Source organism: Brevundimonas sp. (assembly GCF_013823285.1).
Lineage (GTDB): Bacteria > Pseudomonadota > Alphaproteobacteria > Caulobacterales > Caulobacteraceae > Brevundimonas.
This window is the reverse complement of the sequence record NZ_PNLV01000010.1, coordinates 24,480-42,592: the sequence shown is the minus strand read 5'-3', so window position 1 is coordinate 42,592 and position 18,113 is coordinate 24,480. Positions and strand designations below refer to the sequence as shown.

Below are 18,113 nucleotides of genomic sequence, written 5' to 3'. Positions count from 1 at the left end.
TGCTGGCGTTCCCGGAGCTGAGCCTGACCGGTTACGCCATCGACGATCTGCTGATGCAGGACGCGCTGCTGGCGGAGGTGGAGGCCCAGATTGACCGCGTCGCCTCGGCGACAAAGAAGGCCGACCTGGTCGCCGTCATGGGCGCGCCCGTCAGACAGGGCGATCGGCTCTACAACTGCGCCGTTGTGATGACCAACGGCCAGATATGGGGCGTCATTCCCAAGACATATCTGCCGAACTACAGGGAATATTATGAGAAGCGCTGGTTCTCGCCGGCCGGGCCACAGGAAGTCGACAGCAGCATCATCATCGGCGACACGCGCCACGCCTTCGGAACTGACCTGATCTTTCAGGCCGAGAATCGGCCCGGCTTCTCCTTCGGCGTCGAAATCTGCGAGGATTTCTGGGCCCCCTTGCCGCCTTCGACCCGCGCCGCTCTCGCCGGCGCGCGGATCATCCTGAACCTGTCGGCCTCAAACGTGGTGATCGGCAAGGCGGATGAGCGGGCGATGCTGTGCGCCAGCCAGTCGTCACGGGCGGTCTGCGCCTATGTGTTCGCCGCCGCGGGGTGGGGCGAAAGCACCACCGACCTGGCCTGGGACGGTCAGGCCTCGATCCACGAAATGGGCGCCTGTCTGGCGTCGGGCGAGCGGTTCGCGATGGACTCCCATCTGACCATCGCCGACGTGGATGTGGAGCGGATCGGTCTGGAGCGCCTGCGCACCGGCACATTCGCGGACTGCGCCCGGCGCGAGTTGGCCGCGGACGAGTTCCAACCCGTCGCCTTCTTCGCTGCGGAGCCTGGCGCTCCCACCGACCTGATCCGGCCGCTGGACCGTTTCCCCTTCGTGCCCGACGACCCGGCGCGGCTGGATCAGGACTGCTACGAGGCGTTCAACATTCAGGTGCAGGGCCTGATGCGGCGCATGAAGGCGACCAACGGCGAGCGCATCGTAATCGGCGTCTCCGGCGGGCTGGATTCGACCCAGGCGCTGCTGGTGGCCTGCCGGGCGTTCGACCGTCTTGACCTGCCGCGCAAGAACATCCTGGCGTTCACCCTGCCCGGCTTCGCCACGTCCGAGGGCACAAAGTCCAACGCCTGGGCCCTGATGACCGCGCTGGGCGTGACCGGCGAGGAGATCGACATCCGCCCGGCGGCCGAACAGATGCTGAAGGACATCGGCCATCCCTATTCAAAGGGCCAGCCGGTCCACGACATCACCTTCGAGAATGTGCAGGCGGGCCTGCGCACCGACTATCTGTTCCGTCTGGCCAACCACCATGGCGCCTTCGTGCTGGGCACCGGCGACCTGTCGGAACTGGCGCTGGGCTGGGCCACCTATGGCGTGGGCGACCACATGAGCCACTACAACGTCAACGGCGGGGTGGCGAAGACCCTGATCCAGCACCTGATCCGCTGGGTGGCCGACAAGCAGGTCGTCGGCGCAGAGGCGGCGCCCACCCTGCACGCCATCCTGGGCACCGAAATCTCACCGGAACTGGTGCCCGCCGACGAGAGCGGGGCGATCCAGTCCACCCAGGCGACGGTGGGGCCCTATGCGCTGAATGACTTCTTCCTGTTTTACATCACCCGCTTCGGCCTGAAGCCGTCCAAGGTGGCGTACCTGGCCCATCAGGCGTGGGGCGACCGCACCCACGGCGCCTGGCCCGCCAACCTGCCCGAGGCGGAGATGGTCGAGTATGATCTGGCGACCATAAAATCCTGGCTGCGCAAATTCCTGATCCGCTTCTTCCAGACCAGCCAGTTCAAGCGCTCGGCCCTGCCCAACGGGCCCAAGGTGGTCACCGGCGGCTCGCTGTCGCCACGCGGGGATTGGCGGGCGCCGTCGGACGCCACGGCGCGGGTGTGGCTGGACGAACTGGACGCGAACGTCCCGGACTGACCCTATCGGCCGGTGGAGCCGAAGCCGCCCTCGCCGCGCTCGGTGTCGTCGAGGCTCTTCACCTCGGACCACTGCACCCGTTCGTGCCGCGCGATGACCATCTGGGCGATGCGCTCGCCGCGCCGGATCACGAAGGGCTCGGACCCCAGATTGGCCAGGATCACTCCGACCTCGCCGCGATAGTCGCTGTCGATGGTGCCGGGGCTGTTGAGACAGGTGATGCCGTGCTTCAGCGCCAGACCCGAGCGGGGCCGCACCTGGGCCTCGAAGCCCGGCTCCAGCGCGATCTTCAGCCCCGTCGGCACCAGCGCCCGCGCCCCCGGCGCCAGGGTTACGGGCTGATCCTCCGGAAGCGCCGCCCGCAGGTCCATGCCCGCCGACCCTTCCGTCTCATAGGCGGGCAGCAGCAGGTCCTCGGCATGGGGCAGGCGCAGGATTCGGGCGGTCACGGTCTCGGTCATTCTCGGTCCGTCAGTCTGTCAGGGTTTCGGCGATGCGGGCGGCCAGGGCGCAGGCCACGGCGGCCTTTGACTGGCGCGGCCATGTCTCGGCCCCGCTTTTGGTGATCAGGGTCACGGCGTTGCCGTCCGAGCCGAACACCTCGTCGGACACGTCATTGCCCACGATCCAGTCGCAGCCCTTGCGCGACAGCTTGGCGCGGGCCTGGACCTCCAGATCGCTGGTCTCGGCGGCGAAGCCGACCACCAGCCGGGGACGCCTGCTCTTGGCCGACGACACGGCCGCCAGAATGTCGGGGTTCTCGATCAGGCTCAGCATGGGCGGTCCACCCGGCGCCTTCTTGATCTTGCCGGTGGCCACATCGTCCACGCGCCAGTCGGCCACCGCCGCGGTCATGACCGCCACGTCCACGGGCAGGGCCGCCATGGAGGCCGCATGCATCTGGGCGGCCGTCTCCACGTCCACCCGCTTCACGCCCGGCGGCGCGCTCAGGGCCGTGGGGCCCGACACCAGCGTCACCTCGGCGCCCAGCTCGGCCAGGGCCGCGGCGATGGCGTAGCCCTGCTTGCCGCTGGAGCGATTGGTCAGCCCCCGCACCGGGTCGATGGGTTCGAAGGTCGGGCCCGCCGTCACCAGAGCCCGCTTGCCCTTCAGGGGTCGTCCGGCGGCGCCCGCCAGCAGCCCCTGCACCGCTTCAAGGATCGCGGCCGGCTCGGCCATGCGGCCCGGTCCGTACTCGCCGCAGGCCATCTCGCCCTCGTCGGGCCCGACCACCGCCATGCCGTGCAGGCCGTCGAAGCCGGTCAGGCGCGCCAGATTGGTCTTCACCGCCGGGTGCTCCCACATGCGCACATTCATGGCCGGGGCCAGCAGCACCCGCTTGTCGGTGGCCAGCAAAGTGGTGGAGGCCAGATCGTCCGCCAGACCGTTCGCCGCCTTGGCCATCAGCCCGGCGGTGGCCGGCGCCACCACGACCAGATCGGCCCACCGGGACAGCTCGATATGGCCCATGGCCGTCTCGTCCTCGGGCGAGAACAGGGCCTGATGCACCGGATGGCCGGTCAGGGAGGCCAGGGACAGGGGGGTGACGAACTCGGCGCCGGCCCCGGTCAGCACCGCGCGCACCGTCATGTTCGCCCTCCTCATCAGGCGCACCAGCTCCAGCGCCTTGTAGGCGGCGATGCCGCCGCCGACGATCAACAGGATTTTCGGGGGTGTCCGGGTCATGCCTTCGCCTTACCGGGCGCCGCCGCCGTCGTCGAGGGGCGCCGCTGGCTCCGACAAGAACATTGCAGGAACATTAACTTTGTGCATAACCTTGTTCCGCGGGTTTTCCAGGGAGGGTTTCATGACCTTGCGTAATCTATGGCTGGCGGGCGGCGTCGCCCTGGCGGTGACGGCTTTGACGGCCTGCGACAACGGGCCCAGTGCGGTCGAGACGCGCGACCGTTCGGAGCGGGCCGCGACCGAGGCTGCTGTGCAGCCCGTCGCCGGCGCTGTGGAGTCCGGAAGGGCGACGGCGCGGTCCGGCGCGCCGGCCCGCTGGACCTCCAACAGCCGCAACACCGCCGACCAGAACATCCAGCGTCTGTTCGAGCGCAACGGCGCGGCCTTCAGCGCCGCGTCCGCCGATGACTATGTGGACAAGGCCCATGCCTTCATCATCGCGCCGCCCGCCGGGACCGAGACCGTGCGCCGGGGCAACGGCGACACCCTCTACTACCACGCGGCGACGAACACGTTCCTGGTGGCCACCTCGGACGGGACGCCGCGCACCATGTTCAAGCCGGACGACGGCCCCGCCTACTGGGACCAGCAGAAGGCGCGCGCGGCGGGTTCGGGCTGACCCATGAGGCCCTGATCGATGAGGTGCATCCGGTCGGACGGCGTTCCAATGAACCAGTTTGGGTCTGGTCAGTCCCGCTCGTCGCCCTTGCGCTCGCCGGCCAGTTCGCGAACCATGGCCAGGGCCGCCTTCTGCTGGCTGAGGCTGAGGCGGGGCGCGAGCCGGGCAATCTCCTGACTCTGGCGGGTAACCGGAAAATCGTGATCGAAGGACACCGTGTCGCTTTCGGCCACCCCCGGCTCGGCCGCCGTCAGCCCGTCGAAGAAGTAGCCGATCTCCACCTTGAAGAACTGGGAGATCTCCCAGAGCTTGGAGGCCGAGATGCGGTTGGCGCCCTTCTCGTATTTCTGGATCTGCTGGAACGTCAGGCCCAGGGCGGCGCCCAGCTGGCTTTGGCTGTAGCCCAGCGACTTGCGCCGGGTCTCGACCCGCCGCCCCACATGGCGATCCACCAGATGGGGTCCGTCGTCGCCTTTGCCTCGCGCCATCTCACGCGCCTTCCGTGCACCCTGAAGCAGGACATTGAAGCCTGAATGAGCCTCAAAATCCCAGAAGTCATCTTAATTCACGGATAGACTCCTGGCGCGGGAAATCCGGGACCGGAAAGGCCACAGAGCCCCGGCCAGCGCCGCCAGCATCAACCCCAGAAAGATCAGGTCGCCCGCCATGGCGTAGAGGGTCCGGCCCAGCGGGCGGGGCAGGCGGGCGTCGATGACCCCGCTCTCACCCGGCTCCAGCCGTTTGCCCGGCACAACACGGCCCCAGGGATCGATCAGAGCCGAAATGCCGGTGGGCGTCGCCCGCACCATGGGCAGGCCCGTCTCTATGGCCCGGAAGCTGGCCAGGTTCAGATGCTGGACAGGGCCGGACGTGCGCCCGAACCAGGCGTCGTTGGATACATTGGCGATCCACTGCGGCCGCGCCGCGCCCCCCGGCGTGAAGCCGGGATAGAGGCTTTCATAGCAGATCAGCGGCTGCACATCGGGCAGGCCAGGCAGGTTCAGCGGCGCGGGGGCGGGACCGGCGCTGAAATCGGCCGGCACATGCACCAGGCTGCGCAGGCCCGTGCGGCTCATGAGGTCGCCCAAGGGGAGATACTCGCCGAAGGGCACCAGCCGGTGCTTGTCGTAGACCGCCTCGACTCTCAGTCCCGCCTCGCCGGCGTCGGACAGGGCGAACAGGCTGTTGAAATAGCGCCACTCCCCCTCGGGCGTCGGTTCTGCGCGACTGAAGCCCGCCAGCAGGGTCTGGCCCGGCTGAACCGCGCGCGCCATGGCGGCGGCCACGGGAGCCCCCTCGGCAAATGCTTCGTTCGCAGTCACCGGCAAGGCGCCCTCCGGCCAGACGATCACATCCGGGACCTGCGCCCCGGGCCGGGCCGTCAGATTCACGTAGCGCTGAACAATGGCCTCGAAATTGGCTTCGTCCCACTTGGCCTGCTGCTCCACATCAGCCTGAACGATGCGCACAGTCGTGTCCGACGCCTCGGGCCGCGCCATGCTGAGCCGATAGGCGCCGCCGATCACCAAAGCGCCGATCATCAGCGCCCCGAGCACCGCCGCGCCGATCCTTGTCTTCAGCCGTCCGGGCGCGAACAGCGGGCCGATCAGGGACACGCCCGCCACGGTGACGAGGCTGAGCCCATAAATTCCCGCCAACGCCGCGAACTGGGACGCCGCCGATCCCGCGCCCCAGGCGGCGCCCGCGGGATTCCAGGGAAAGCCGGTCAGCACCGTGCCGCGAAGCCATTCAAAGGCGCAGAAAACCACCGCGAACAGCAGAGGCCGCAGCGGGTGGCCCGCCACATGGAACCGGCGATAGACGGCCAGGGCCGCGCCCCAGAACAGGGCCAGGCCCGCCGGCAGCAGGGAGGCGGCGAAGGGCGCCATCCAGGCGTGGGCCTCGGCGTTGACCAGAAAGGCCTCGGCCACCCACCAGCAGCTGATGAAGAAATAGGTGAAACCCGCCAGCCAGCCCAGGCCGAAGGCGCCGCGCAGAGTCCGCGTTCGCTCGACCAGCAGCATCAGGGCCGGATAGGCGAGAATTCCGATCAGGAAGCCGAACGGCGGATGCGCCGCGGCGGCGGCGGCCCCGAGAATCAGCGCCGTCAGGCCCGCGCCCACCCGCAGCCAGACGCCGCTTGAGCGGCGGCGCGGCGCTGCGTCAGCCGTCTCCGGCGCCGCACCAGGCCGGGCTTGGTCAAGATCAGCGGATTGGTGTTCAGGTGTCATTTCGGAACAGGTACGGATCAGGAATCCCCAGCGCCGCAAGAAGCGTGCGCTCCTGCGCCTCCATCGCCTCGGCCTCGTCATCCGCCTCATGGTCGTGGCCCATCAGATGCAGCACGCCGTGAATGACCAGATGGCTCAGGTGATCGGCGAACGGCTTGCCCTGCTCCCGCGCCTCGACCGCGCAGACGCCGTAGGCAAGAACGATGTCGCCCAGGTGGGGCCGGGCGTTATCGGGCGCCGGAAACGACAGCACATTGGTCGGGCGATCCTTGCCGCGAAACCGGGCGTTCAGATCGCGCACCGTCTCATCGTCGGTCAGCAGGATCACCACATCGCCCGGCGGCGCCGCCTGTTCAGCCGCCCGGAGAACGAGATCCTGCACATCCGGCGCGCTCACCGACCAGGCGTCGTCCTCGACCTCGATGTCGATCATGGCGCGGTCGCGTCACCGCCGCGCGCGGCCGCCGCGTCGGCGTCATAGGCGCGCACGATCCGCTCCACCATGGCGTGGCGCACCACGTCCGCGGCCTCGAAGCGCAGCACGCCGACGCCCTTGACGTTCTCCAGAATACGCAAGGCGTGGGGCAGGCCGGAATCCCGGGTGTTGACCAGATCCACCTGACTGGGGTCGCCGGTCACCACCATGCGTGCGCCTTCGCCCAGACGGGTCAGAACCATCTTCATCTGCAGCCGGGTCAGATTCTGGGCTTCGTCGGCGATAATGAAGGCGTGGGACAGGGTCCGCCCGCGCATGAAGGCGATCGGCGCGGCCTCGATCTCACCCTTGTCCCGCCTGCGGCGCACGTCGTCGGCGCCCAGAATCTCGTTCAGGGCCTCCCAGATGGGCGCCAGATAGGGGTCCACCTTCTCGTTCAGGTCTCCGGGCAGAAAGCCCAGCTTCTCGCCCGCCTCCACGGCCGGGCGGGTGATGACCAGACGATCCACCTGCCCTCGCCTCAGCAGCGATGCGCCATAGGCAGCCGCCAGGAAGGTCTTGCCGGTGCCCGCCGGGCCGACGCCGAAGGTCAGTTCGCACCTGGCCAGGGCCTCCAGATAGCGGGCCTGGGCCGGGGTCTTGGGGGCGATGGCGCCGCGACGCCCCACCGGCAGGGCCACCCCCTCGGGTGTCTTGCCGCCAGACCGTTGGGCGCCCAGGGCCGTGCGCACGTCCGCTTCGGTGATCTCGGCGCCCAGATCGGCCCGCTTGGCCAGCACCTCGACCACGCGTTTGGCGGCGGCCCGGTCCTTGGTCGAGCCGTTGATGGACACCCCGCCGCCGGGGGACTCCACCAGCACCTTGAAGGCGTCCTCGATCAGGGCCACGTGGCGGCTGCCGGGGCCGATGACGGACCGCAGGGCGACGTCGGACAGGGCGAGAAACTCGGATTCTCTGGCCATTATCGGGCCCTGACGCTCGCGACGCGGTCGCTCGCTGCTTGAGGGCGCAGGGGGGTCATGCTTTCGGACGCCTGTGGTTTGAAAGAGCTGTGCGATTCTTCAACCAGCGCGCCGGTGAGGCTGTTCTGCTGGCCCCGTTCGATCCGGACCGGGACGATCCGCCCCATCAGGTGGTCGGCGTCCTCCACGTATACGGACTGCAGATAGGGTGAGCGGCCGATGGCCTGACGGCCGTGACGGCCCTTGCGCTCGAACAGCACCGGCAGGACCTTGCCCGCCTGGGACTGGTTGAAGGCCACCTGCTGTTCGAACAGCAGGGTCTGGAGCGCCTGCAACCGTTCCGAAGCCACATGGGGCTCGACCTGCGCGCCCATGGTCGCCGCCGGGGTGCCGGGCCGCGGTGAATAGATGAAAGAGAAGGCCGAGGCGTAGTTCACCCGCCGCACCAGATCCAGGGTGTCCTCGAAATCCCGGTCGGTCTCGCCGGGGAAGCCGACGATGAAGTCGCCCGACAGGGCCATGTCCGGCCGGGCCGCGCGCACGCGGTCTATAAGATCGAAATATTTCTGACGCCCATGCTTGCGGTTCATCAGGCGCAGCAGGCGGTCCGAACCCGACTGAACCGGCAGGTGCAGATAGGGCATCAGGGCGTCCAGCTCGGCGTGCGCCGCGATCAGGTCATCGCCCATGTCGTTGGGGTGGCTGGTGGTGTAGCGGATGCGGTCCAGCCCCTCGATCTCCGCCAGTCCATACGCCAGCCGCGCCAGCGTCCAGACCGCGCCGTCCGGCCCCGCGCCATCATAGGCGTTGACGTTCTGGCCCAGCAGGGTGACCTCGCGCACGCCGCGCGCCGCCAGCTCGCGCGCCTCGCTCAGGATGTCGGCGGCCGGGCGCGACCATTCGGCCCCGCGGGTATAGGGCACCACGCAGAAGGTGCAGAATTTGTCGCAACCCTCCTGCACCGTCAGGAACGCGGTCGGTCCCTTGACGCCTCGCGCGCCGATCTTCTCGCCCGCCAGGGCGTCGAACTTGGCGTTCGGGGCGAAGTCGGCCCCGATGCGCTCACCCCGGGCCCGCGCCGTGCGGGTCAGCAGTTCGGGCAGCTGATGATAGGCCTGCGGCCCGACAACCAGATCCACGGCGGGCTGGCGACGCATGATCTCCTCGCCCTCGGCCTGGGCCACGCAGCCGGCGACGGCGATGGTCATGGCGCCCCGGCCGTCCGACGCCTTCTCGTCCTTGAGCATCCGCAGCTTGCCCAGCTCGGAATAGACCTTCTCGGCCGCCTTCTCGCGGATGTGGCAGGTGTTCAGGATGACGAAGTCGGCGTCTTCGGGCGTGTCGGTCGGCGCATAGCCCAGCGGGCGCAGGACATCGGCCATGCGCTCGGAGTCATAGACGTTCATCTGGCAGCCGTAGGTCTTGATGAACAGGCGCTTTTCGGCCCGTTCGGACGTCGGCTTGTCTTGGGCGTCGATCATCGCGCGGTTATGGGGATTTCGCACAGCCCCCACAAGCGTAAGCGAAGAATCAGGCGTCCTCGGTGCGGCGGTTGTGCCGGGTGAAGATCAGGCCTTCGCGGCTGGTGGGCGAGGCGCCCTCGATCGCCGTGCCGTACAGTTCCAGCTTGTGCCCGATCAGCTTGAAGCCCAGCCGCTCGGCGATCTCGGTCTTCAGGCGCTCGATCTCGGCGTCAAAGAACTCGATCACCTCGCCGGACTTGGTGTCGATCAGGTGGTCGTGGTGGTCGTCACCGGCTTCTTCATAGCGGCTGCGCCCGTCGCCGAAGTCGTGTTTCTCCACCACGCCCGCCTCTTCGAACAGACGTACGGTGCGATAGACCGTGGCGATGGAGATATGCGGATCGATGGCCGAGGCGCGGCGGTACAACTCCTCCACGTCGGGGTGGTCTTCGGCTTCCGACAGCACCCGCGCGATGACGCGACGTTGCTCGGTCATGCGCATGCCGCGCTCGGCGCAGAGTTTCTCGATCCGGTCCATGAGGCCAGAATAGTCATCCCCCGGCCAAGAGGAAAGCGGTCAGGACAAGTTGAGAGCGAGTATCAGGGCATCCGCGCGCGACCCATCCGGCCGGACGTAGTAGTCGGGGCGTTTTCCGACCGGCTCGAACCCCCGTGAGCCATACAGCCCCAAGGCTGCGGGGTTGTCATGGGCCACCTCCAGGAACAACCGCGTCACGCCCCGCTCCCGCGCGCGATCCATGGTCCGGTCCAGCAACCGCCCGCCCAGTCCCCGCCGCCGGGCCTCGGGCCGCACGGCCAGCGTGACGATCTCCGCCTCGTCCGCGGCGCGGCGCCACAGCAGGAAGCTGTCGACCTCGACTTCCAGTTCGGCGCCCGGCATGTCCAGCAACGCCTTGATCGCCGCGGCGTCCCAGGACGCATCGAAAGCCGAGGCGTGGATGGCCGCCAGATGCACCGGATCCTTCATTCCGGATCACGCCCGCCCGGCAGCTTGGCGTCAGGCGCCCGCAGATAGAGCGGCCGCGCCTCGTTTCGCGGCTGATCCGCAGCCAGACGCGCCAGCGCGCCGGGCGACGGCGCAGCGCGAACCACGGCCTCCACGCCGGTCACAGACACAAGCGCAGCTCCTGACCCCACGGCGATGCGCGCCTGCGTTCCGGTCATGCGCAGCGCGGCGGCTTCGAGAGTCAGGGCGGCAGGATCGGCCAGCGGCGCGCCGTCCTGAAACGGCTGCCCGTAGATCTGTCCCCGTCGCGCGTCGATCAGGGCCCACACCACCCCCCCGGACTCCACGTCCAGCGCCAGCGCGGCCAGCGTCGACAGGCCCGAGACCGGACGATCAAGGGCCAGCCCCAAGCCCTGCGCAAAAGCCAGTCCGACGCGCAGGCCTGTGAACGAGCCCGGCCCCGTGGTCACAGCAATGAGGTCCAGATCGTCATAGCGCCATTGCGCTGCGGCCATGGCCGTCCTGACCATGCCGCCGAGACGCTCCTGATGGCCGCGCACCATGTCTTCTGTTGCGGCCGCAACCACATGCGAATGGTCAGCCGCGACGGCTGTGCAGGCGCCCAGCGCCGTGTCGATGATCAGGGTCTTCATCAGGTCGCCGGAATAGGCCGCTTAGGCCGTACGCGCCAGCCCCTCCACGATCACCCCCAGCGCCCGTCGCTGTCCCATGTCGTGGATGCGGGAAAAGCCGCGTGACAGGGCGCGCCCTTCCGGCGTGTCCAGCAGCGCCTGCGCGTCATCCGGTCCGCCATGCACGGGGAAGAAGGCCGCCACCGGCTGGTCCAACTCCCGGGCGATCAGGTAGAGCGTCGAGGCAGACACCCGGTTGGCCCCGCTCTCGTATTTCTGCATTTGCTGGCCGCTCAGCGACAAGCGCGCGGCCAGGGCGTGCTGGGACAGGCCCAGGTCGGTGCGGAACCGGCGGATGGCCGCGCCCAGATCGCGGTCCAGCCAATCCGCTTCGGGCGAAGGATGGGGCGGGCGGCGCGGCAATGGAACCTCCGACGGCTACGACGCCTCAGGGTTTCATTTCCGCGCCGGAAATACAACCATTTTGTTTCATTGCGGCCAATCCACACCCTCGAGCCGAGCCACCACCGCCCCCACCGACCCGATCCAGCTCCGCTGCAGCACCCGCTTGTCGCCGCCCGGCCCGCGAAGCACCACCGTATCCCGGTCGCCCCGATGGTAAAGACCGATCACCGGCCCGTCGGCGGTCTCCACCACGCAGCCCTGATCCCGCCGCGGCCAGACGGACAGGTCGTAGACCAGCACCACGCCTGAACCCGCCCACGGCGCCAGATCGTCATCGCGCAACTGCAGCGTCCGCCTGACCGATCCCGGCGGACCCTTGGTGGAAAAGGCCCTCCCGCTTTCTTCAAGCCGGTCGGAAGCCGGCGCCGGGACAGCGGGCCGGCGCGCCATTTCCAGCGCCAGATCCTCAGGCGTCAGGTCGAGCGCGGCGGTCAGGCGGCGCTGCACGTCAGGGCGGAACATGCCGGGACGACGCCCGGCCTCATACAGCCCCCAGGCCTGACTGGTTACGCCCATGCGGGCGCCGGCCTCGGCCTGGCTCAGGCCGCGCGCCTTGCGCAGGCCGGCCAGGGCCTGACCCAGCGCATTGGCGTCGGGGTCATCGCGGAATCGCGTCATGGAAACAGAATGGACCAGCCAGCCGCTTGATACGAGCGACTGTTTGGTTTCACAGGGTCTGCTCGACCCGCTCCACCTCGGGCACATAGTGGCGCATCATGTTCTCCACCCCCGCCTTGAGAGTGGCCGACGACGAGGGGCACCCGGCACAGGCCCCGCGCATGCGCAGCCACAGCACACCATCGGCCTCGTCGAACCGGTCAAACAGGATGTCGCCGCCGTCCTGGGCCACCGCCGGACGGATGCGGGTGTCCAGCAGGGCCTTGATCTCGCGCACCACCTCGCTGTCGCCCTCGCCGCCCGCATGGGCGTCGGCCTTTGCGGCCTCACCTCGCGTCAGGGGCGCACCGGAGGTGAAATGATCCATCAGGGCGGTCAGAACCGGCGCCTTCAGGGCGCTCCAGTCCGGGCCGGCGGCCGCCCGCGTCACCGCCACATAGTCAGACCCGAAGAAGACGCCCTCGACCCCCTCCAGCTGGAACAGGCCTTCGGCCAGCGGCGAAACCGCGGCCTCGTCGATGGTGCGGAACTCCAGCGCCCGCTCGGGCGAAACGTCGCGGCCCGGCAGGAACTTGATGACGTTGGGATTGGGCGTGGCTTCGGTCTGGATGAACATGGGCCTCAGATGCGCGTCCGTTCATCGCTTCGCAAGGGCGCCCATGCGCGGGCAGGGTCAGGCCAGGTCCTCGACCTCCTGGTCGGTCAGGTCGCCCGGCACCACTGTGACCGGCAAACGACGACCACCTACACCGGCGCCCTCCTTGGCGATGGCCGCCACCAGCGGACCCGGCCCGCGCGTACCGATGGCGGCGGCGAGGACCAGGATCTTGATCTCGGGATCCGCATCCACGGCCTTGATGATGGCGTCGCGGGTCTCGGCCTCCTCCACGAGGAACACAGGCGCCGAGCCGGACAGGTCGGCGGCCTTTTCGCCGAAACGGTTGAGAAGGGCCTCGGCCTCCTCCCGCTGCTGCCGCTCGATCTCCTCGCGCACGCCGGACCAGTGTTCAAAGGCCGAGGGCGGAATGGCGCGCAACAACACCACGCGCCCGCCGGTGGAGCGGGCGCGGCGGGCCGCGAAGCGCAGGGCCGAATCGAACTCGGGGGTGTCATCCACCACCACAAGGAACTTCCGCGCCATGATCAGTCCCTGTCCTAGCTTAGCCGGACCGATTGGTCGCGGCCATGGATTGAGCAGCAGCGGCGGCGAAGTCTCGGACGGCCACGTTGGCGATGGTCAGCTTGGCGAAGCTCCAGCCGTGAGACGACTGCTCGATCTCGTCCACGGTGCTGCGCACGCCCTCGGCGATGCCCAGGCGATCACCGACCCAGGCATCCACAGCGGCCTCGGCGGTCTTTTCGCTTTCCCCCACGGATTCCTTGCAGCCTCGGGCCACCGCGCGGGTGATGACCACCTGCTCGGCCATAAAGTCCTCGACCATCCGGCGCACGGCCAGGCGCTCATAATGGTCCGCCGAGGCCAGCGATCCGGCCGCAGCGCGCAGTCGGTCCAGATCGAAAGCAGCGCCGACCTGGTGATAAAGCCGCGCCATGGTCGGCGCAGACCATTTCAGCTGGCGCGCCAGATCGGCGATGTCGCTGGCCGCCACCATGGGGCGCATAAGGGCGATGGATCCAGCCAGTTCGCGCGGCGCGCCCGCCTCGATAAAGGTTTCCTTGCGCGCCTTCAGACGGGCCTGCTCGAATCTGGAAAGGACCGTGGCGCTCGACCCGCGCAGGTCGTCGGCCGCCTGGCGATAGGCCTTTATCAGATCACCCACCCCGCCCATGTTCTGGCGGGCGACGCGGCGCGCCAGCCAGAAGGTCTGGCGGCGCAGAATCACGGCGATCTCTTCGTACAGCTTCAACTGGGCCTCGGCCTGGATCTTGCCGTCCAGCGCCGAAACCGCGTCCCACGCCTCGTCCAGGCGGAAGATGCGCCGCGCCGCCTCGAACCCTATCACCAGGGCCGTGGTGTCGCATTCGGCGCTGACCCTCAGGCGCTCAGGGAAGGTGGGGCCGCACATGTTGACGATGTCGTTGCACAGCACCGTGGCCACGATCTCGCGACGCAGGCGATGGCTGTTCATGGCCTTGTCGAACTTGCCCAGCGCCTCGGGGAAATAGCCCTCCAGCACCCGCTCGAAGAAGGGATCCTCCGGCGCCGCGGAAGCCACAATGTCCTCGGCCAGCTCCAGCTTGGAATAGGCGGTGACGACCGACAGCTCGGGCCGCGTCAGGCCCGCCCTGGACGCCTGCATCTCGGTCAGGCGCAAATCCCCGGGAAGCCCCTCGACCATCCGATCCAGCTTTCCCTCGGACTCCAGGCGGTTCATGAACCGGATCTGGGCCTCCAGTTCAGCGGCGGCATTGCGCTCCTGCAGGCTGATGGCGAGGGTCTGGTCATAGTTGTGCACCAGCACCTTGCGGGCCACGTCTTCGGTCATGGAGGCCAGAAGGGCGTTTCGGTCCTTTTCCTTCAGCTTTCCGCCCGCGATGGCCGAGCCGGTCAGGATCTTGATGTTGACTTCATGATCCGAGGAATCCACGCCCGCCGAGTTGTCGATGGCGTCGGTGTTGATGCGGCCGCCGTTGCGCGCGAATCCGATGCGTCCGGCTTGGGTCAGGCCCAGATTGGCGCCTTCGCCAACCACCCGGGCCCGCAGGTCGACGCCGTTGACGCGAATGGCGTCATTGGCCTTGTCGCCCACCTGAAGGTCGGTCTCGTGCTCCGCCTTCACATAGGTGCCGATGCCGCCGAAGTAGAGGAGTTCGGCCGGAGCGGTGATGATGGCCTTCATCAGGGTGAAGGGATCAACCTCGTCCGCCTCGATCTCCAGCGCCGCCTTGATCTCGGGCGTCAGCTTGATGGACTTGGCCGAGCGCGAAAACACCCCGCCGCCCTTTGATATCTTCGACGCTTCGTAGTCCTGCCAGGATGAACGCGGCAGCTCGAACAGGCGCTTGCGCTCCTTGAAAGACGTCGCGGGATCAGGATCGGGATCGATGAAGATGTCCCGGTGATCGAAAGCGGCGACCAGACGTATCTGTTTCGACAGGAGCATGCCGTTGCCGAACACGTCGCCCGACATGTCGCCCACCCCCACCACGGTGAAGGGCTCGGACTGGATGTCCTTGCCCATCTCGCGGAAGTGGCGCTTGACCGCCTCCCAGGCGCCGCGCGCGGTGATGCCCATTTCCTTGTGGTCGTATCCCGCCGAGCCGCCCGAGGCGAAGGCGTCACCCAGCCAGAACCCGTAGTCGGCCGAAATGCCGTTGGCGATGTCCGAGAAGGTGGCCGTGCCCTTGTCAGCGGCCACGACCAGGTAGGGATCATCCCCTTCCCAGGCGACGACGGCGGGCGGACGAACCACCGCTCCTGAGGCCGCGATGTTGTCCGTCAGGTCCAGCAGGCCGGACAGGAAGGTCTTGTAGGCCCGTATCGCCTCGGTCTGGACGGCGTCCCGACTTCCGCCGCGCGGCAGCTGTTTGGGGTAGAATCCGCCCTTGGAGCCCACGGGCACGATGACCGCGTTCTTGACCTGCTGCGCCTTGACCAGGCCCAGGACCTCAGTGCGGAAATCGTCGCGCCGGTCCGACCAGCGCAGGCCGCCGCGCGCCACCGGGCCGAAGCGCAGGTGCGCGCCTTCCACATGGGGCGCCCAGACGAAGATCTCACGATAGGGCTTGGGCGCGGGCACGTCGGCCAGTTCGCGCGAGGCGATCTTGATGGAGATATAGGGCTTGGGCTCGCCGTCCTCGCCGGTCTGGTAGTAGTTGGTGCGTTTGATCGCCTGGATCAGCAGCGACAGCCGGCGCAGGGCGCGGTCATGATCAAGGCTGGCCACGTCCTGCAGCGCACGGTCGATCTTGTCCGTCAACGCCTTGACCTGGGCTTCGCGCGCCTCCGGCGCCCCCCCTCCGGCGGGATCGAACTTGGCGTCGAACAAGGACAGCAGGGTGCGCGCCACCACGGGATGCTCGCGCAGGGCCTCTTCCTGAACCGCCTGGCTGGGATCCAGGCCGGTCTGCTGGCGATATCGGGCGAGCGTGCGGATCAAGGCCGCCTGGCGCCAGTCGACCCCCAGCTCGACCACCAATCGATTGAAGCCGTCACTCTCGGTGCGGCCGGTCCAGACGGCGGCGAAGGCAGCCTCGAACGGCGCCTTCACATCGGCAAAGTTGAGGTTCTGGCCGCGCGGATCCTCGAGCAGGAACTCGTGCACATGCACCGGGGTGTCGCCCGCAGGCTTGAGAGAATGACCGTACTCCTCGATGGTTTTCAGGCCCATGTCCGCAAGGATCGGCAGGACGTCGGACAGGGGCGCCGGATCACCTCGGCGGTACAGCTTGAAACGGAACTGCAGGGGTGTGTCCTCGGGCATGCGGAACGCCCGCACAGCCACCGGGGCGCCCTGGCCTTCCTCCCCGAGGACGTCGAATTCGAACAGGTCCGTCACGGCCTCGACAGCGTCATAGCGGTCGCGATAACCGGGGCTGAACGCCTCGGACCATTTGGATGTCAGGGCCCCGATCTGGGCCTCGGCCACGCCCGCGCGGCGCGCCGCGCTCTCGAAACGATCCGCCCAGCTTCGGCTGGTGTCCACCACCATGGACTCCACGTCCGCCACATCCGGCTCGAGGTGATCCCCCGGCTCTACGCCGATGATGTAGTGGATCCGCACCAGCGGCGCGTCGCTCAGCTGCGGATACCAGGCCGAGAGCCGCCCGCCCCATGCCGCCGCCAGGATGCGCCCGATGCGCTCACGCACACTGGCGTCATAGCGTTCGCGGGGCACATAGGTCAGCACCGAAACGAAACGGTCGAAGGGATCCTTGCGGGTGAATATCTTGACCCGGGGCCGGTCCATCAGGTGGAGGACGCCCAGCGAAATCTCCAGCAGCTCATCCTCGCTCATCTGGAACAGCTCGTCGCGGGGGTAGTTCTCCAGGACGTTCTTCAGGCGCTTGTGATTGTGGCTGCCCGGGGCCTTCCCGGCGCGCTCCAGGGCATTCCTGACCTTGCGGCGTATCAAAGGCACTTCGGACGCGGACCGGTCATAGGCCTCGGCGGTGAACAGGCCCACGAAGCGGGTCTCGCCCGCCGCCTTGCCGTCGGCGCCGTACCGCTTGACCCCCACATAGTCCATGTAGGCGCGGCGGTGGACGCGGCTGCGGAGATTGGCCTTGGCCACGCTGACGGGCTCGCCCAGGTTCAGCTGGCGCTTCATCTGTTTGGTCAGAACAGCGGGCTCGCTGGCCCGGCGGAGAACCCGGCGCTCCGGATCGCGCAGGACGCCCAACCCCTCCCCGGATTGCGACAGCGGAGCTTCAGCCTCATAGGCGCCGTCCGGCGTGCGGGGAAACTCGTACTCGCGCGCGCCCAGGAAGACGAAATGATCAGCGTTCAGCCATTTCAGGAAGGCGATGTTTTCTTCCAGCGCCTCGGCGTCCATTTCCGGCGCCTGGCTGTTCAGGTCGTTCAGACAGCGCTGCATCAGCCGCGCCATGCGCCCGTGATCCGCGACGGCGGCGCGTACGTCTGACAAGGTCTCTCCGAGGCTGGCGGCCACCGCCGCGCGCCGCTCGGGCGGCAGGGTGTCGACAATGACCAGGATCATGGACTCACGGGTCTGAGCGTCGACCCGCGCGCCGGCCTTGTCACGCCCGACCTCGACAAGCGGATGGAACATGGCGCGCACAGAGACGCCGGCGGCGGCCAGGTCGCCCATGACGCTGTCGACCAGGAACGGCGCGTCGTCCTGAATCACCTGGATGGCGTCATAGCCCAACGCCTCGCCCTTGCAGTCCAACATGGGGGCGATGTCGATCAGGGGCGCGTCGCCGGTCTTGCGCTTGTCGCCCAGCAGCCAGAAGGCCGCCAGGACGCAGGCGAGGTCGTCGGGCCCCACCTCCGGCGTCTCGTCGGCCTCGTAGTCCTCAAACGCTTGACGCAGGAACGCCGTCTGCAAGGCGTCGGGCGCGCCCTTGGCGCCCAGGGCCTTGATGAAGCGCCGACTCAAGACCTCAAGGGTTATCGGTTCGTCCGCCCCCGCGTTGGAATCCTTCGCCGGGGTCCGGTTTTCGCCGCGCATGATGTTTCCGTCCGAGCCGCGGCCCAGGGCCGCTT

17 protein-coding genes are annotated in these 18,113 nt (G+C 68.2%); 2 read left to right on the top strand and 15 right to left on the bottom strand.

The window, feature by feature from the left end; translation table 11 throughout:
* Positions 1-1,904: NAD(+) synthase (locus C0461_RS02965; RefSeq protein ID WP_292103803.1), on the top strand; the 1,904-nt coding region annotated here is incomplete at its 5' end.
* A gap of 2 nt (positions 1,905-1,906) precedes the next feature.
* Here C0461_RS02965 and dut read toward each other — a convergent pair.
* Entirely contained in the window at positions 1,907-2,365 is a 459-nt protein-coding gene (gene dut, locus C0461_RS02960) for a dUTP diphosphatase (RefSeq protein ID WP_292103802.1), read from the bottom strand.
* 10 nt (positions 2,366-2,375) lie between these two features.
* Positions 2,376-3,590 carry a bifunctional phosphopantothenoylcysteine decarboxylase/phosphopantothenate--cysteine ligase CoaBC gene (gene coaBC / locus C0461_RS02955; RefSeq protein ID WP_292103800.1) on the bottom strand — a complete coding sequence of 405 codons (1,215 nt, stop codon included), beginning with the start codon at positions 3,588-3,590 and terminating at the stop codon, positions 2,376-2,378.
* A gap of 121 nt (positions 3,591-3,711) precedes the next feature.
* Between coaBC and C0461_RS02950 the strand changes: the two genes are divergently transcribed.
* Complete coding sequence (locus C0461_RS02950; protein ID WP_292103798.1) at positions 3,712-4,209, top strand: S-type pyocin family protein; 498 nt, start codon at positions 3,712-3,714, stop codon at positions 4,207-4,209.
* Positions 4,210-4,277: 68 nt separating this feature from the next.
* On the opposite strand, the gene C0461_RS02945 is transcribed toward C0461_RS02950, so the two are convergent.
* From C0461_RS02945 to C0461_RS02885, 13 genes are all read right to left on the bottom strand, one after another.
* Positions 4,278-4,697: a helix-turn-helix transcriptional regulator gene (locus tag C0461_RS02945; RefSeq protein WP_292103796.1), complete on the bottom strand. Its 420-nt coding sequence runs from the start codon at positions 4,695-4,697 to the stop codon at positions 4,278-4,280.
* Between the two features lie 72 nt (positions 4,698-4,769).
* The gene (gene lnt / locus C0461_RS02940; protein WP_292103794.1) at positions 4,770-6,332 is read right to left on the bottom strand and encodes an apolipoprotein N-acyltransferase; all 1,563 of its coding nucleotides are present in this window, start codon (positions 6,330-6,332) and stop codon (positions 4,770-4,772) included.
* 97 nt (positions 6,333-6,429) lie between these two features.
* Positions 6,430-6,873, bottom strand: a complete 444-nt coding sequence (gene ybeY / locus C0461_RS02935) for an rRNA maturation RNase YbeY (protein ID WP_292103793.1) — start codon at positions 6,871-6,873, stop codon at positions 6,430-6,432.
* On the bottom strand, positions 6,870-7,838 hold the full coding sequence (locus tag C0461_RS02930; RefSeq protein ID WP_292103792.1) for a PhoH family protein: 969 nt from the start codon (positions 7,836-7,838) through the stop codon (positions 6,870-6,872). The genes ybeY and C0461_RS02930 overlap by 4 nt, the downstream gene beginning before the upstream one ends.
* Entirely contained in the window at positions 7,838-9,319 is a 1,482-nt protein-coding gene (gene miaB / locus C0461_RS02925; RefSeq protein ID WP_292103790.1) for a tRNA (N6-isopentenyl adenosine(37)-C2)-methylthiotransferase MiaB, read from the bottom strand. The genes C0461_RS02930 and miaB overlap by 1 nt, the downstream gene beginning before the upstream one ends.
* A 49-nt stretch (positions 9,320-9,368) precedes the next feature.
* A complete protein-coding gene (locus C0461_RS02920; RefSeq protein ID WP_292103788.1) occupies positions 9,369-9,839 on the bottom strand; it encodes a Fur family transcriptional regulator in 471 nt (156 codons plus the stop codon).
* A 39-nt stretch (positions 9,840-9,878) separates the two neighbouring features.
* A complete protein-coding gene (locus C0461_RS02915) occupies positions 9,879-10,289 on the bottom strand; it encodes a GNAT family N-acetyltransferase (protein ID WP_292103787.1) in 411 nt (136 codons plus the stop codon).
* Positions 10,286-10,921, bottom strand: a complete 636-nt coding sequence (gene tsaB, locus C0461_RS02910; protein WP_292103786.1) for a tRNA (adenosine(37)-N6)-threonylcarbamoyltransferase complex dimerization subunit type 1 TsaB — start codon at positions 10,919-10,921, stop codon at positions 10,286-10,288. The genes C0461_RS02915 and tsaB overlap by 4 nt, the downstream gene beginning before the upstream one ends.
* 21 nt (positions 10,922-10,942) lie before the next feature.
* A complete protein-coding gene (locus C0461_RS02905) occupies positions 10,943-11,323 on the bottom strand; it encodes a helix-turn-helix transcriptional regulator (RefSeq protein WP_292103785.1) in 381 nt (126 codons plus the stop codon).
* 66 nt (positions 11,324-11,389) lie between these two features.
* The gene (locus C0461_RS02900) at positions 11,390-11,983 is read right to left on the bottom strand and encodes a helix-turn-helix transcriptional regulator (protein WP_292103783.1); all 594 of its coding nucleotides are present in this window, start codon (positions 11,981-11,983) and stop codon (positions 11,390-11,392) included.
* 49 nt (positions 11,984-12,032) lie between these two features.
* A complete protein-coding gene (locus C0461_RS02895; protein WP_292103782.1) occupies positions 12,033-12,599 on the bottom strand; it encodes a NifU family protein in 567 nt (188 codons plus the stop codon).
* A 57-nt stretch (positions 12,600-12,656) separates the two neighbouring features.
* Positions 12,657-13,124, bottom strand: coding sequence for a universal stress protein (locus C0461_RS02890; protein WP_292103780.1), 468 nt, complete (start codon positions 13,122-13,124; stop codon positions 12,657-12,659).
* 19 nt (positions 13,125-13,143) lie between these two features.
* Positions 13,144-18,078, bottom strand: a complete 4,935-nt coding sequence (locus C0461_RS02885) for an NAD-glutamate dehydrogenase (protein ID WP_292103778.1) — start codon at positions 18,076-18,078, stop codon at positions 13,144-13,146.
* Positions 18,079-18,113: the final 35 nt, after the last annotated feature.